The sequence below is a fragment of the Nostoc sp. PCC 9305 genome (genome assembly GCF_963920915.1).
In the GTDB taxonomy this organism is placed as follows: Bacteria; Cyanobacteriota; Cyanobacteriia; order Cyanobacteriales; family Nostocaceae; genus Nostoc.
Genome location: NZ_CAWUDN010000005.1, coordinates 16,690 through 31,802 on the forward strand (window position 1 = coordinate 16,690; position 15,113 = coordinate 31,802).

13 protein-coding genes and 1 pseudogene are annotated in these 15,113 nt (G+C 42.5%); 11 read left to right on the top strand and 3 right to left on the bottom strand.

The window, feature by feature from the left end; genetic code table 11:
* Positions 1-85 precede the first annotated feature (85 nt).
* The 4 genes from devC (at position 86) to ACM0OX_RS03140 (ending at position 4,168) form a co-directional block, all read left to right on the top strand.
* Positions 86-1,258 (top strand): ABC transporter permease DevC, encoded by a 1,173-nt coding sequence (gene devC, locus ACM0OX_RS03125; RefSeq protein WP_414513000.1) that lies wholly within the window; start codon positions 86-88, stop codon positions 1,256-1,258.
* 81 nt (positions 1,259-1,339) lie between these two features.
* Positions 1,340-2,044, top strand: a complete 705-nt coding sequence (locus tag ACM0OX_RS03130; protein ID WP_414513002.1) for a DevA family ABC transporter ATP-binding protein — start codon at positions 1,340-1,342, stop codon at positions 2,042-2,044.
* A gap of 526 nt (positions 2,045-2,570) precedes the next feature.
* The gene (locus tag ACM0OX_RS03135; protein ID WP_414513003.1) at positions 2,571-3,506 is read left to right on the top strand and encodes a M23 family metallopeptidase; all 936 of its coding nucleotides are present in this window, start codon (positions 2,571-2,573) and stop codon (positions 3,504-3,506) included.
* Positions 3,507-3,628: 122 nt separating this feature from the next.
* Positions 3,629-4,168 (top strand): late competence development ComFB family protein, encoded by a 540-nt coding sequence (locus tag ACM0OX_RS03140; RefSeq protein ID WP_190909652.1) that lies wholly within the window; start codon positions 3,629-3,631, stop codon positions 4,166-4,168.
* 77 nt (positions 4,169-4,245) lie between these two features.
* Here ACM0OX_RS03140 and ACM0OX_RS03145 read toward each other — a convergent pair whose 3' ends face one another.
* On the bottom strand, positions 4,246-4,890 hold the full coding sequence (locus tag ACM0OX_RS03145; protein WP_414513176.1) for a L,D-transpeptidase: 645 nt from the start codon (positions 4,888-4,890) through the stop codon (positions 4,246-4,248).
* A gap of 666 nt (positions 4,891-5,556) precedes the next feature.
* Between ACM0OX_RS03145 and ACM0OX_RS03150 the strand changes: the two genes are divergently transcribed.
* The 3 genes from ACM0OX_RS03150 to ACM0OX_RS03160 all read left to right on the top strand — a co-directional run bounded on the left by ACM0OX_RS03150 (position 5,557) and on the right by ACM0OX_RS03160 (position 7,512).
* Complete coding sequence (locus ACM0OX_RS03150) at positions 5,557-5,709, top strand: hypothetical protein (RefSeq protein WP_334999345.1); 153 nt, start codon at positions 5,557-5,559, stop codon at positions 5,707-5,709.
* Between the two features lie 365 nt (positions 5,710-6,074).
* Entirely contained in the window at positions 6,075-6,731 is a 657-nt protein-coding gene (locus ACM0OX_RS03155) for a sigma-70 family RNA polymerase sigma factor (protein WP_094352725.1), read from the top strand.
* 166 nt (positions 6,732-6,897) lie between these two features.
* On the top strand, positions 6,898-7,512 hold the full coding sequence (locus ACM0OX_RS03160) for an anti-sigma factor family protein (protein ID WP_414513006.1): 615 nt from the start codon (positions 6,898-6,900) through the stop codon (positions 7,510-7,512).
* Between the two features lie 16 nt (positions 7,513-7,528).
* On the opposite strand, the gene ACM0OX_RS03165 is transcribed toward ACM0OX_RS03160, so the two are convergent.
* A complete protein-coding gene (locus ACM0OX_RS03165; protein WP_414513008.1) occupies positions 7,529-7,984 on the bottom strand; it encodes a gamma-glutamylcyclotransferase in 456 nt (151 codons plus the stop codon).
* A gap of 316 nt (positions 7,985-8,300) precedes the next feature.
* On the opposite strand from ACM0OX_RS03165, the gene leuS reads away from it, so the two are divergent.
* The 4 genes and pseudogenes from leuS to ACM0OX_RS03185 all read left to right on the top strand — a co-directional run bounded on the left by leuS (position 8,301) and on the right by ACM0OX_RS03185 (position 14,127).
* The gene (gene leuS, locus ACM0OX_RS03170) at positions 8,301-10,919 is read left to right on the top strand and encodes a leucine--tRNA ligase (protein ID WP_414513010.1); all 2,619 of its coding nucleotides are present in this window, start codon (positions 8,301-8,303) and stop codon (positions 10,917-10,919) included.
* A 235-nt stretch (positions 10,920-11,154) separates the two neighbouring features.
* Positions 11,155-11,451 carry a DUF433 domain-containing protein gene (locus tag ACM0OX_RS03175; RefSeq protein WP_414513012.1) on the top strand — a complete coding sequence of 99 codons (297 nt, stop codon included), beginning with the start codon at positions 11,155-11,157 and terminating at the stop codon, positions 11,449-11,451.
* Between the two features lie 46 nt (positions 11,452-11,497).
* A pseudogene (locus ACM0OX_RS03180) lies at positions 11,498-11,797 on the top strand (DUF5615 family PIN-like protein).
* A 1,175-nt stretch (positions 11,798-12,972) separates the two neighbouring features.
* Positions 12,973-14,127: a pyridoxal-phosphate-dependent aminotransferase family protein gene (locus ACM0OX_RS03185; RefSeq protein WP_414513014.1), complete on the top strand. Its 1,155-nt coding sequence runs from the start codon at positions 12,973-12,975 to the stop codon at positions 14,125-14,127.
* A gap of 340 nt (positions 14,128-14,467) precedes the next feature.
* Here the strand turns inward: ACM0OX_RS03185 and ACM0OX_RS03190 are convergent, their stop codons facing one another.
* A complete protein-coding gene (locus tag ACM0OX_RS03190) occupies positions 14,468-14,695 on the bottom strand; it encodes a DUF2949 domain-containing protein (RefSeq protein ID WP_012410503.1) in 228 nt (75 codons plus the stop codon).
* Between the last annotated feature and the right edge of the window lie 418 nt (positions 14,696-15,113).

The following is a 15,113-nucleotide window of genomic DNA, read 5'->3' on the forward strand; positions in this document are numbered from 1 at the left end:
GAAGTATTAGTCATTGGTTATTAATTCTTCTTCCTTACTCCCTCATCTCCCTTGTCCCCTCATCCCCCACTCACCACTTCTGATCATGGGATTGCTCAAACAACTGCGACGGCGAACCCCTCTAGGATGGCTGCAACTTAATCATGAAAAAAGCCGTCTTTTAGTGGCATTATCAGGCATTGCCTTTGCGGATCTTCTCATGTTCATGCAGCTAGGTTTTCAGACTGCGCTGTATGACAGTAACACCAGACTACATCGCAGTTTGCAAGCAGACATTGTTTTAACCAGTCCCCAAGCCCGTAACTTGCCAAGCTTGTCTACATTTTCTCGGCGGCGACTTTACCAAGCAATGGATATACCAGGGGTGAAGTCGGCCGAAGCAATGTATTTCAACAATACAATCTGGAAGAATCCGCAAACACATCGTGAGACAGGGGTGTTAGTTATCGGCTTGAACCCAGACAAGCCAGCCTTTGACTTACCCGATGTTAACCAGCAATTGCAAGCGATCAAAATGCCGGATACCGTGTTATTTGACCGTGGTGCAAGAGGAGATTATCAAAAAGCGATCGCTCAAATTGACCAAGGTAAAACCCTGACTGCCGAAATAGAACGGCGCACAATTACCATTAGTGGCTTATTCCAAGTCGGGGCTTCCTTTGGCTTTGATGGCAACCTGATTACCAGCGATCAAAATTTTTTGCGGCTATTTTCTGGGCGACAGTCCAACAGTGTCAGTCTAGGTTTGATTGTTCTCAAACCAGGTTATGAACCGAAAAAAGTAGCCGCAATGCTCAAAGCCTACCTCAAAGATGATGTCAGAGTATTCACCCACGCTGAATTTATTGAATTTGAGAACAATTTCTGGAGAACAAATTCCCCAATTGGGTTTATCTTCAGCCTGGGTGTATCGATGGGGTTTGTGGTGGGCGTGATAATTGTTTATCAAGTTCTCTCCACCGATGTTAATGCCCACGTTCGAGAATACGCCACCTTCAAAGCAATGGGATATCGCAATTACTACTTGCTAGGTGTGGTGCTTGAAGAATCATTGATATTAGCAGCACTGGGCTTCTTCCCCGGATTGGGGGTGTCTTTAGCACTTTACCAACTGACTCGCAGTGCCACAAATTTGCCTATGTACATGACTGCGATTCGGGCATTGCAGGTATTAGTGCTGACCATCATTATGTGTACCATTTCTGGTGCGATCGCCACCCGCAAACTCCAAGCCACCGATCCTGCTGATATGTTTTAAATTTGTCATTCGTCATTGGTCATTTGTCATTTGCAAAGGACAAATGACCAATGACGCTCGTCACGAGTAATCAATCTATTTATGACTAGTCAATCCATCATCTCCATCCATAATCTCGACCACCACTTTGGTCACGGCTCACTCCGCAAGCAAGTTTTATGCAATATCAACTTAGAGATTAACGTCGGTGAAATTATTATCATGACTGGGCCCTCTGGTTCTGGAAAGACTACCTTGTTGACCTTAGTGGGTGGATTGCGTTCTGCTCAATCTGGTAGTTTGCGAGTGTTGGGACGAGAACTTTATGGTGCCAGCGCTGAACAATTAGTGCAAGCGCGACGCCGTAATGGTTATATTTTCCAAGGACATAACTTGCATGGTAGTTTGACAGCACTCCAAAACGTCAAAATGGCTTTAGAATTACACAAGCATCTTGGGTTAAAAAAGATGCGAGCTAGGTCAGCCCAAATGTTAGAGCAAGTAGGATTAGGAAATCATTTGCATTATTACCCCGATCAACTGTCTGGAGGACAAAAACAAAGAGTAGCGATCGCTCGTGCTTTAGTCAGTCATCCTCAAATAATTCTTGCGGATGAACCCACCGCCGCCCTTGACAGTCAATCGGGACGAGATGTAGTCAATCTCATGCAAAAACTAGCAAAAGAACAAGGTTGTACCATCTTGATGGTTACTCATGACAACCGTATCCTAGATATTGCCGATCGCATCGTTCAGATGGAAGATGGCAAACTCAAGTCAAAAGTAATACTATCAGTCTCAAGCTAATTAGCGTATTCCCTCATTCAGAGTTGATTTATCAAGTAAATCTTAAGTATGGAGTGGCAGACTCACATTTTACCTTAATATCATAGTTTTTTGGCGAATAAAGCTCTACTATCACCAAATTTTAAAATATTTACGACTAGTCCTATCTATCTAGTTATGATTTAATTTATCTTCACTAACTGACTTACCTAGTTTAAGTAATTTCCCCATACCGATTTCAACCTAACAATGTGATATTAGTGTCCAGTTGAAAAAGTGTCCAGTTGATTCCAAGATTTCCTTCAAGTATTATTTATGTAATGAAAGTTAAATTTTATGCTCATTGCCAATGTCATACACCTTGGTTATTAAAGTTAAGACCAAGTTCCTAAAATTACAGATAAAATGATTTGCCCTTGCAATCCATAAGTACCTGGAGAATTTCCGAGAATTTATGGTTGTCAACAACATCGGCTTCAAACAGGAAACACTAGCGATAATAAGCTAATCTATTTTCCAATACAAGCAAGGGTTTTTTTGTAATTCTATGATTATTGAGAATAGCACTAGTAGTTCAAACAAAAAGTTGCTCGGTTTTGATGTCAAAACGTTGACAGCCAATCGCCGTGGAATAAATGTGTTAAAGGGAATATTTGCTGTTCTTCCGATCGCCTTGGCATTACCTGTAGATGCTTTACAAGTAAAGGTGACTCCAACGAATCCTAAATTAGGGGATACACTCTCGGTGGAGGTTAATTTAGATAAACCAGACAATGGTACAAATCCAACAGTAGCCAGTGGTAAGAATACATACCCAGCCTTTGAAATTGCGCCCAATCAATATCGAGCTTTTGTTCCCACAACTCCATTAGAAAAAGCTGGAACTAGAACACTTCGGGTTGCAGGGGATGGTCAAGTGCAAAACTTGGCAGTGAATGTGCTGAATCGCAAATTCCCCGTACAACGCATTACTTTGCCACCTGGCAAAGCTGGAGTGGATGCCACAGAGTATGAACTTAAGCGTGTGGCGGCTTTTAAGGCGCTACAAACACCAGAAAAGTATTGGAATGGAGTATTCCTGAAGCCAAATGCAGGGCGGATGAGTACAAACTATGGTGTACGTCGCTACTATAATGGTACATTTGCAAAGGACTACTATCATCGTGGTCTTGACTACGCTGGTGCTGCCGGTTCACCAGTAATTGCCCCAGCCTCTGGGCGAGTTGCTTTGGTAGGTAGGGTATCCCAAGGGTTTCGGATACACGGTAACGTAGTTGGCATTGACCACGGTCAAGGAGTAACCAGTATTTTCATGCACCTGAGTCGTATTAACGTTAAAGAAGGTGATTTTGTGAAAGCTGGTCAACTAATTGGTGCAGTAGGTTCAACAGGTGCAGCCACGGGGCCACATTTGCATTGGGGTCTGTATGTCAACGGACAATCTGTCGATCCAACACCTTGGCGAACTAAGGTCGTTAACTAGTAGAGGCAGAATTGATCGTGTCCTTGGCATAATTTGTGTATTTTTTGCTGAGAATTAGGCAAAATAAATTGGATTGATACCGTCCCTACCTTGCTTGGCCAACATAAATGATGATAAGCGTTATGAGTATCGAAAAAATTGTAGAACAAGCTCTCCAGGATGGTTATTTGACACCAGCAATGGAAGCAGAAGTCGGTAGAATCTGTGATAACGCCTCGGAACTCTCAATTGAAGAGTATATGGCGTTGGATCGGCTGATGGGTGCGCTATTGACTGGTGAGGTAGTGGCGGTACCTCGCAAACAATTCATTAACGTTATGGAAGAATTGGTGCTGACGGAAGCGATCGCACGAGTCGCAGAAATTGAAGCCACCAGCGAAAGTTCTTTAGATGTTGGGGATATTGCCGCTTACGCTCTCAATCGGCTACCGCCTTTGTATGCTACCACAGAAGAGGGTGCTAACTTCCAGCGCCAAACGGCTCAGGCACAGCTGCAAGACTTAATTTCTCAACAAATAAGTGAAGCGATTAACCGTTATCTCGATCGACCCAATTTCTTCCCAGAACGTCAAGCCTTGGGTAAAAATACTGGTAACGAGGTTGTACGCCAAGTTAGTGCTTTACTCCAAACATACGCACCTAACTTTGAGCAAAAATTATAATTTTCAGAGTTACTTAGTCATTGGTCATTAGTCATTAGTTATTTGTTTTAGACAAAGGACTAATGACTCTTAACTAATTAATCACGTACTAACACTGTTGTCCCTAAACTCACTTGCTCATATAATAATCGGACATCAGAATTACGCATTCTTAAGCAGCCGTGGGATACAGCCGTTCCTACCAGGTCAACATCCGGTGTGCCATGAAAGCCAATTTCATTCCGCCCATCTGACCAAAAACCAATCCATCTATCTCCCAAGGGACTATCCGTACCAGCCTCAAATACTTTGCCAGTAATCGGGTGACGCCAGATTGGATAGTGTCGCATATGGATCACCTGGAAAGAACCTGTGGGTGTTTCCCAACCTTTCTTGCCGACAGCAATCGGGTAGCTCGCTATCACCTCATCTCCTGCGTATACATAAGTGCGGCGATCGCTTAAATCAACCACCACTTGCGTCTTGGCATTTGCCAGCCTACTAGATGGTACTTGTTGGGCTGAAGCCTGAGACCACAGACCTTTTGGCCAACTATCTGCAACTGGATTTTGTCTTTCTACTTTCGCCGCTAACTCTGTTTGAGTTGGTAGGTCGTTGGCTTTAGCTACATTATTCTTAATAATTTGGGGCTTAATTTGAGGCTTAATGGTAGCAGGCTTGAGTTTAGAAGCCCTACGAATAGTTGCTTTCGCTAGATTCTTCTTAATTATTTGCGATTTAATGGTAGAAGACTTGAGTGTAGAAGCCCTACGAGTAGTTGTTTTAGCTAGATTTTTCTTAATTATTTTTGATTTAGTTTTAGGTTTAATAGCAGAGGACTTTGGTGTAAACGTCCTCTGGGCAGTCGAGCCTTGGGTAACTTCATCAGGTGGCACAGATCCACCCAGTGCAATTTCCCCCAAACTCACTTGGGAAAGATTCTTGTAGACTGCCTCTGGCCGGCTTCCCTTAAGATTGGTTCGGGTAGAATCTCGCCGCATCGAAGTAGATGCAGACTTCTCATACTGCCGTTCCGCCGTACTAATGCGCCAATGGACAGCTAAGGATAAAAATGCTGTGCCAAAACAAAGCAGCATTACCATACGCCCTACAGATTCGTTTCTTACCATTGCCATCGCCTATTGTTTATCCCTGACATATCCAGCCGAGCAATTGGATGAGTTCATCATCCGATTATCAAAAATTTATCAATACTTATCATTTCCGCTGTAAATCTGCCAACACCTCTGGGCAAACTAAGACTATACAAATTGTCCCAGCGGCAAAATTCCAAGTGAGCAACCTCATTCCTCAAACGTTCTGAGGGTCGTAAGCCTCTCCTCGGACTTTTTAGTGGAACTCTTGAAATGTAGCAATCAATCATTAATGGTGTAGGTGGATGAAAAACCATGTTTGAAAAACTATTGCTAGCGGTAACAATTACATTTTCCCTCAATTTATTTTTTCAAGTTCGCGTACCAGAGCAACATAACTCTAGTGCTGCCTTCGGGTCACAACCAGAACAATCAGCAACTATTCTGGTAACGAAATCAAAAAATTAAATCACCATCTTAGCAACCACAGCAACCTAACTTCCAGAAATTATTACCCGAATTTTAAAGGTATGAAGAAGTTAGAATTACAAAATTTTATCTTCATTTTTATAGCTAAATTTAATGATCTCGATCAAGCGTATATACCCAGTTGCTAAAAGTACTCAAATGTGCATTGTATCGCGCATTTGTTTGTTGATGGGTCTTAGGCAACTATGGGAGCAGTATAAGGAAAAGTGGCTCTGCTTATTGCTATAAATGTATCCAAAATTGTATGCTTCAGTGTTCCAGTCATAAATCCGTCACCTGAGCATGGAACTTCTGTCCCATTAGCAGGTCTAATAGATAGGGATGATTTAGAGCCAGTACGATCTATGAGTCAATCGATTACTGTATCCTGGTCAACGGTTGATGCAAAGTATCCAGAAGCATCAGTGCAAGTTGACAAACTCCCTAACCACGATTTAATTTTGCGCTGTCAAGCCGGACTGCGACCAGATCGTGCTGCTTTTGCGGAACTATTACGCCGCTATCAAAGTCAAGTCGATCGAGTTCTATACCACCTGGCTCCAGATTGGCCTGACAGAGCCGATTTGGCTCAAGAAGTTTGGATTCGAGTGTATCGGAATATTAACCGATTACAAGAGCCTGCCAAATTTCGGGGCTGGTTAAGCCGCATTGCTACGAACTTATTTTACGACGAGTTACGCAAACGCAAGCGGGTAATGAGTCCTTTGTCACTGGATGCTCCCCGTTCCTTAGAGGACGGCGAGATGGATTGGGAAATCGCTGGCGATACCCCAGGCCCAGAGGAAGAACTGACAACTAGAGAATTTTACGAGCAATTGCGGGAAGCGATCGCGGATTTACCAGAAGTCTTCCGTACTACCATTGTCCTCAGAGAAATCGAAGGCATGGCTTATGAAGAAATTGCCGAAATCACTGGAGTTTCTCTAGGAACTGTGAAATCCAGAATAGCCAGAGCTAGATCGAGGCTGCAAGCCCACTTGCAGAATTATCTAGACTCCTAATGTTTTTAATTTACAGTATCTTGCCTCTGCCCAATGGCAGAATTTAAGCATAGATTAAGAATTCCTAGAAAGAGGTAGATTGTTTCTGCCTTGAGGACGAAAATTGGCTAATTTTCCCGAAATCCCCGCCCAGTTTACCCGTGTATGAATTGGTAATAATGTTAAGATGACTACTGATTCTCAGTTTTACGACCGTTCTCCTTTGCAACTTCCTCAAGATTTGTCAGATGGAATGGCCAAGCATACCAATGAATCAACGGGTCTTATGGATATGGTGAAGCGCGATCGCTTCGAGTTATTGAGTGCTTACCTCGATGGTGAAGTCACAGCCACCGAACGCAGGCAAGTAGAAGAATGGCTGGCAAATGATGCCTCAGTTCAATGTTTGTATGCCCGACTGTTAAAGCTGCGCCAAGGCTTGCGGACGCTCCCAGTGCCAGCAGCCCAACAGTCGCCAGAAGAGACAGTTCAGCAAGTATTGTCACGTTTACGCCACCGCTCCCGTTTAAACTGGATGGTGGGCAGTGCAGCCGTTGCTGCTTGTGTAATCGGCGCAGTATCTGGCTTAGTAGGTGGTGGTTCGATGGTGCCGCAACTGGCACAACGACCGCAAAGAGAACCTATACAAACGTCCTCAGCGTCCATAGTTCCCCCTTCGCCGCTGATGGTGGGACTAAATAACCCGGTAATTGAAATTCCGAAAGCAGCAGTAGCCTCTCCAGAAAATTCAATTTATCAGGTACAACCGCAACGACACGACCCCAAACAGGACATAAACTAATCGCAAAGTTAACAGCTTAAAGATTGTAATTGTACTTTGGGGTTAAACCACAGCCGCTCCACCAGCCCCCAGGTTGGAGGAAGCCGCCTAATCGATCAACTTGTTCTAAAGTCATTAAATAAATCCAAGCCCAACCCAGAGAGAGCGACTGTGGCTCATAAACCTCGATAATTTGTCGATTATAGAGGTTTTCTGGCGTTTGTCTATTGGGCTGGTAATCTTCCAGTACATCTAGCTCATTTAAAATCTTTGGGTGGGAAAAAGAAAGTAAATATCCATAAACTTGGCTATCCCCTGGTGTCATCGCTGGGTAGCCCATTGGCAGAGCAAATAATTTGCCTTGTACAAAGGCTCTTTTGAAATCAACTACTTTGCCAGCACAGTATCTTTTATAGTTAGCTTCACCTGGTTTGAGCGTGCCGTAGACAAAAACCCGCACCAAACCAGACAATTTTATATTTGATTCAACCATTTAAGGGACTTCCAAAAAATAAATTATCCCAAATTATTTGTAGATTTGTAGGGGCGCAATACCTTGTGCCCCTAACTTCGCGGAGCGTCCCGCAAGGATGGGATGTTTTTTTAACTGAAAGTCCCTAAACCTCGATCAAATAATTCTTGCGATATCTAAAAGGGTCGCAGTTTGAGCATAATTAGGCTGCTCCTCAACCGCACTGAATATATATAAATCTGTGAGTAGTTGACCTACAATATTTAGATTAACCTGCTATGTTGACATAGATAGCTTGACATAGTAAATAGACGTAGACCCAGTAGGAGAATTTTTGGTGGATTCCCGATATAACCCAGCAGCAATTGAGGAAAAATGGCAAAAAACATGGGTAGAACTTGGCTTAGATAAGACACCGACAGTTAGCAAGAAGCCAAAATTCTACGCTCTTTCCATGTTCCCTTATCCATCGGGCAGCCTACACATGGGTCACGTCCGTAATTATACGATTACCGATGTGATTGCCCGCCTCAAGCGAATGCAAGGGTATCGGGTAATACACCCAATGGGTTGGGATGCCTTTGGCTTGCCAGCAGAAAACGCCGCCATTGACCGTGGTGTACCGCCAGCAAAGTGGACTTATCAGAATATGGCTCAGATGCGGCAACAATTGCAGCGTCTTGGTTTATCTATTGATTGGGAATGCGAACTTGCTACCTGTTCGCCAGATTATTACAAATGGACACAATGGATTTTCTTGCAGTTTTTGCAAGCAGGATTAGCTTATCAAAAAGAAGCAGCTGTAAACTGGGACCCTATCGATCAAACTGTACTGGCAAATGAGCAAGTTGATAATGAAGGACGTTCTTGGCGCAGTGGGGCAATAGTTGAGCGCAAATTATTACGCCAGTGGTTTTTCAAGATTACCGACTACGCCGAAGAATTACTCAATGACTTGCATAAATTGACAGGTTGGCCGGAACGCGTCAAGTCTATGCAGGCAAACTGGATTGGCAAATCTACAGGCGCTTACTTAGAATTTCCCATCATTGGGATAGATGAAAAAATCGGCGTGTACACCACACGCCCAGATACAGTTTATGGTGTTAGCTATCTAGTGTTAGCACCAGAACATCCCTTAACAAAGCGCGTCACTACAAAAGAACAACAAGCAGCTGTAGAAGCCTTTATTAAAGAGGTTTCCAATCAAAGTGAGTTGGAACGTACTGCTGAAGACAAACCTAAGCGGGGTATACCTACGGGTGGTAAGGCAATTAACCCATTTTCAGGGGAAGAAGTGCCGATTTGGATTGCTGACTATGTACTGTATGAGTATGGTACTGGAGCAGTGATGGGTGTACCAGCACACGATATCCGGGATTTTAAGTTTGCCAAAAATTACGATTTGCCGGCTGATTTTGTCATCGTTTCCCCAGATGATGTTGCAGGTTTTGACTTAACCCCAACATCAGACATTGATGAAGTCACACAACTCATCCAAATTGAATATAACCAGGCATATACTGAACCAGGAATTTTAATTAATTCTGGGGCTTTTACTGGTATGACATCCACAGATGCTAAACAAGCAATAATTGAATACGCCGAACAACAAGGTTTTGGTAAAGTGCGGGTGCAATATCGTTTGCGGGATTGGTTGATTTCGCGGCAGCGTTACTGGGGCGCACCGATACCTGTAATTCACTGTCCTAACTGTGGGATAGTACCAGTTCCCGATCGAGATTTGCCAGTGCAGTTGCCAGAAGAGGTGGAATTTACTGGACGTGGCGGTTCACCTTTGACTCAGTTAGAGAGTTGGGTAAATGTACCTTGTCCAACTTGTGGCACTCCAGCAAAGCGGGAAACCGACACGATGGATACTTTTATTGATTCCTCGTGGTATTACTTGCGCTTCCCTGACGCTAAGAATGAACAACAAGTTTTCGATTCTAGTAAAATAAACGACTGGATGCCAGTTGACCAGTATGTGGGTGGGATTGAACACGCGATTTTACATTTGTTGTATTCGCGGTTCTTTACTAAGGTTCTGCGGGACAGAGGCTTGTTAAATTTTGACGAACCTTTCCAACGCCTTTTAACGCAAGGTATGGTGCAGGGTTTAACTTATCTAAATCCTAATAAGGGTGGTAAAGATAAATGGATTCCTTCTAATCTGGTAAATTCAGCCGACCCGCGCGACCCCCAGACAGGTGAACCGTTGCAACGTCTCTATGCCACTATGTCTAAATCAAAGGGCAACGGTGTAGCGCCAGAAGATGTAATTTCCAAATACGGTGTAGATACAGCGCGGATGTTCATTTTGTTCAAAGCGCCGCCAGAAAAAGATTTGGAATGGGATGAAGCCGATGTGGAAGGACAATTCCGTTTTTTAAATCGGGTTTGGCGTTTGGTGACAGATTATATTGCGGCTGGGGTATCCCGTAAAAAAGCTCAATCTGATTTAACTAAGGTAGAAAAGGAATTGCGGCGGGCGATTCACACGGCGATTCAAGCGGTGACAGAAGATGTGGAAGACGAATATCAATTCAACACCGCTATTTCAGAATTAATGAAGTTGAGTAATGCCTTAACTGATGCTGACGGCAAAAATTCACCAATTTACGCAGAAGGTATTTGGACTTTAGTGGTGTTACTAGCACCATTTGCACCACATATTGCTGATGAATTGTGGCATTTATTGGGTGAAAGTGATTCAGTTCATACTCAAACTTGGCCATCATTTGACCCGGCTGCTTTAGTAGCTGATGAAATCACTTTAGTGATTCAAGTTATGGGTAAAACTCGCGGCTCGATTCAAGTACCAGCACAAGCAGATAAAGCAGCGTTAGAAAAATATGCTCGTGAATCAGAAATTGCCAAGCGTTACATCGAAGGCAAAGAGATTAAAAAGGTAATTGTGGTGCCTGGAAAGTTGGTGAACTTTGTAGTTAGCTAAGTACGGCTTTGTGTAAAATCGTGGCGAATTGAGGGTTGAAATTTAAATGCAGATGCGCTTCTCTACGAGACGCTACGCGTAGCTTGCTTCCACGAAGTGGTACGTCTTCCCGCAGGGAATTCGCTACGAATTAATGAAATGTTGTACTTAGCAATTGATAAAATTGTAAATTTAGCCTGACAAAACATCAGAGGATTTACATCCGTGACACTCAAAGAATTAGAACAACAACTGCTTGCCCTCAGACAAGCGTGAAAAATTGCAGGCTATACAGTTACTTTCTCAAAGTCTCGGCAACAATTGGCAAGGAATTGAAAAAACTCCTAGAGTCTGTGGTGGAGAGGCTCGCATCGCTAAAACTCGTATTCCTGTTTGGGTACTTGTGGAAGCTCACGGTCTTGGATATAGTAATGCTGATCTTTTGACGAGCTATCCAACTATTACAGCTACAGATTTAGCTAATGCTTGGGTATATGCAGAAGCTCATCCCGATGAAATCGAATTGGCAATTGAGCGTAATGAGGTAGCCTAATGGATGGCACGTTTTTACGCAGATGAGCAGTTTTCCTTTTTGAGTTGTGGAATTATTACGCGCTTTGGGGCATGATGTTTTGACAGTTCAAGAAGCAGAAAATGCAGACCAAGGTATCTCTGATGAGGAAGTGCTAGCATTTGCCATCAGTCAATAACGCTCAATATTAACTATCAACAGAGTTGATTTTATCCGTTTGCATCGTGGTCATTCTAACCACTTCGGTATTTTTGTTTGCACGAATAATCGTAATTGGGAACAATTTGCAGCACGAATAGATGAGGCTGTGGCAACAGAAGAACCTTTGCAAGGAAAACTAATTCGTGTGGTACGTTCAGTCACTTAAAAAGGTTTTGACGGAACGCACAAATTTTAAAGTCATCAAGTATATGTTGTCACAATTTTTATAGCAGTAGTCTATTCCTCTGATAAATGTGTATTTAAACACACATGTATAGCTGTCCAGAGAGTAGGACTGTTTTATTTATACACAAAAAAGCGCTTGAGAGTTTTGCTCACTCAAGCGCTTTTCCGTAAAAGCTTATACCAACTCACTCGTTTGATGCAACATTTGAAATCTGCAACACTCTCTGAGGAGAGAGTATTACGAGGATAACTTGTGACAAACATGTGGTGAAATGGTATCACTCCTTGCACTAACTAAGAATATCTCTTTTACAAGAATACCGGGGATCTAGTGAGTGACAGTTTATGAACTGAACACTAGTTAAAAACGACTCACCGTGAATAGTAACTAAGGAGACTAAGCACGATTGTAACAATTTTGTAAGTATAGTATAAAAACTTATAGTTTATTATCATAGGCGTAGTCTGCCGTCGGCATCGCTTACCACTAAGTGCAGTATCAAAAAATGCAGCAATTAGTAGCATAGATATCTCAAGTTCTGCGTCAAATTAGTCGCTATCAAATAAACCAGAAAAGGCTTGGATATTGGCATTGAAGCGATTTTGACTCAAATAAATCATAGATGAAGGTATTTTTTAGACAATGGAAATCCAAAAACAAATCTTTGACCCAAATAGATTGAAAAGTTTGGGTTGGGTATCTTCTATCTCTTAGCAAACGGTGACATCCAATTTTTCCGTATAGTGTAGGAGGTTACTTCTTTCCTGGAAGCAAAACACAGCTTTTTCACCGAGAATTACTGCGATGTTCAAAACGATTTCGCGTTTTTCTATAAAAACAACTGAGATATAGATAGACATTTCATCCTTGGCTAAAATAGCCGTTCGCCTACGAGCAGACACCTTAACCTGGCGTCTAGGTGTGTGGTAAGATTGCCTGGAACAAAGGTTTGATTTGAGTTAGAGTCTGGTATAAATTGCAAAGGTCAAGCTTACCGATTAACTCCCATGATACTTTTCCTATGAATTTGGAAAATATACAACAAGGCTGGTGACGATCTGAGTGGAATTTGTAGATGAATATCTAAGGATTTGCTATCAAACTTAACCAACTTTCCACAATTTTGACTTTTATTTGACTTTTAGGATAGACACATGAACGATAAGCTGATGCTGATGATTCCAGGCCCAACTCCGGTGCCAGAAGCTGCCTTACTGGCATTAGCCAAGCATCCGATTGGACACCGTACTAGTGAATTTAGCAACATATTGGCAGAGGTGACGGAAAACCTGAAGTGGCTGCACCAAACTCAAAGTGATGTGCTGACGCTGAATGTCAGTGGTACGGGTGCTGTAGAAGCAGGTATAATTAATTTTCTCTCTCCAGGCGATCGCATTTTAGTTGGTTCTAATGGTAAATTTGGCGAACGCTGGGTAGAAGTTGGTCAAGCCTACGGTTTGAATGTAGAAGAAGTTAAGGTGGAATGGGGAAAACCCTTAGACCCCGCAGTATTTGCTGAAAAACTCCAAGCAGATACCCAAAAGCAAATCAAAGCTGTAATTATTACCCACAGTGAAACCTCGACGGGTGTGTTGAATGACCTAGAAACTATCAACCGCCACGTTAAAGAACACGGTGAAGCTTTAATTATCGTTGATGCTGTCACGAGCTTGGGTGCATTCAATCTACCCGTGGATGCTTGGGGCTTGGATATCGTCGCCTCTGGTTCCCAAAAAGGTTATATGATTCCGCCGGGATTGGGTTTTGTCTCTGTCAGTGCCAAAGCTTGGGAAGCTTACAAAACTGCGAAGCTACCGAAATATTATTTGGATTTAGGCAAATATCGCAAAGCTACAGCCAAAAATACAACTCCATTTACTCCGCCTGTGAACTTGATTGTAGCGTTACACACCACGTTACGAATCATGAAGGAAGAAGGCTTAGAATCAATATTTGCTCGACATGAGCGGCTGAAGAATGCTACCCGTGCCGCCATTAAAGGGTTAAATTTACCCCTGCTTGCAGCAGATAACTCTGCTAGTCCAGCGATTACGGCTGTAGCACCACAGGGAATTGAACCGGATAAAATTCGGTCATTGATGAAAAAACGCTTTGATATTGCCCTAGCAGGCGGTCAAGACCATTTGAGTAATAAAATATTCCGTATTGGTCACTTGGGTTTTGTGAGCGATCGCGATATCCTTAGCTGCATAGCATCCTTAGAAGTTACCCTCACACAACTTGGCTACGAAGACTTTACTCCTGGTTCTGGTATAGCAGCAGCAGTTAAAGTGTTTAGTCAGTCCTGAGTACTAAATCAAAAGAGCGAGTTAAATTATCAACTCGCTCTTTTAATTTGTATATAGAGTAGAAACCGTCAGAGTCAAGAGAGATATGTCTCAACCTTTGCATAAGGTGGAGTTGATGTGACATACCTCAATTCTCCTAAATGACACCAAGTTGCCCTAGATAGTATTATTTGCTTTGAAGAAAGTCGCACTGTATCTTTGACACCAAACAAGAATAACTTTGGCAACTTAGTATCATACCAAATTGGCATCAATAATATTGTTTAGGATTCTGCTAATAGGCATTTGGTAGAAACTTTTAATCCAAAGTCTAAAATCTCCAATCCAAAATTGGTATAGTCTACGCCGTCTCCAGCCAATCATAAATTTGTTCTAATTGCTCTAGAGTAATTAACCCATATTGCCAAAGAATCATTGCCAAAGGGCCTGGGTCTTGCTCCCGATGCCGAAGTGCCACCGCTAGTGATGCTGTGGAAATTGCCAAATCTTCTTGCAAAAAATGAATCAGTCGGGAATATTTTGATGGTGACATTTGTATCTCACCTCCTTGTGCAGAATGTATTGTCATATATCAGTTCACCATTACTCGGTAGACAGTAGCCAGTATTTCATCTGTCACTGTGCCGTTATCGGCTATACACCCCAGCACAGTTTTTGTTAATCTGCCTTCAACAGAGGCTTCCCATAGATGGTCTGAGAAATAAAAATTCTCATACAAATCATCGACTTGACTATTAACTAGTATTTTTACCTAATTAAATTGGCTTCATCTTATTTACCTTTGTGTTTTATTTAATTACACAGCTAGTAATAAAGATTCCATAGCCTATACTCTCTTATTGGCGACTATTTACACTTACGCCCAAGGGAATATTTTTGAGACTAAACCTGAAGACTGCGATTTCAGGTTTGATACAGTAGAATTTTACATTATTACTACAGTTTTTAAATAGTAGCGTTACAAGTGCTGTTTGACCACACACAGT

Bases quoted from the DNA above. Each gene is read 5' to 3' on its own strand.
- devC (WP_414513000.1), top strand. From the start codon at position 86: ATGGGATTGCTCAAACAACTGCGACGGCGAACCCCTCTAGGATGGCTG.
- ACM0OX_RS03130 (WP_414513002.1), top strand. From the start codon at position 1,340: ATGACTAGTCAATCCATCATCTCCATCCATAATCTCGACCACCACTTT.
- ACM0OX_RS03135 (WP_414513003.1), top strand. From the start codon at position 2,571: ATGATTATTGAGAATAGCACTAGTAGTTCAAACAAAAAGTTGCTCGGT.
- ACM0OX_RS03140 (WP_190909652.1), top strand. From the start codon at position 3,629: ATGAGTATCGAAAAAATTGTAGAACAAGCTCTCCAGGATGGTTATTTG.
- ACM0OX_RS03150 (WP_334999345.1), top strand. From the start codon at position 5,557: ATGTTTGAAAAACTATTGCTAGCGGTAACAATTACATTTTCCCTCAAT.
- ACM0OX_RS03155 (WP_094352725.1), top strand. From the start codon at position 6,075: ATGAGTCAATCGATTACTGTATCCTGGTCAACGGTTGATGCAAAGTAT.
- ACM0OX_RS03160 (WP_414513006.1), top strand. From the start codon at position 6,898: ATGACTACTGATTCTCAGTTTTACGACCGTTCTCCTTTGCAACTTCCT.
- ACM0OX_RS03165 (WP_414513008.1), bottom strand. From the start codon at position 7,984: ATGGTTGAATCAAATATAAAATTGTCTGGTTTGGTGCGGGTTTTTGTC.
- ACM0OX_RS03185 (WP_414513014.1), top strand. From the start codon at position 12,973: ATGAACGATAAGCTGATGCTGATGATTCCAGGCCCAACTCCGGTGCCA.
- ACM0OX_RS03190 (WP_012410503.1), bottom strand. From the start codon at position 14,695: ATGACAATACATTCTGCACAAGGAGGTGAGATACAAATGTCACCATCA.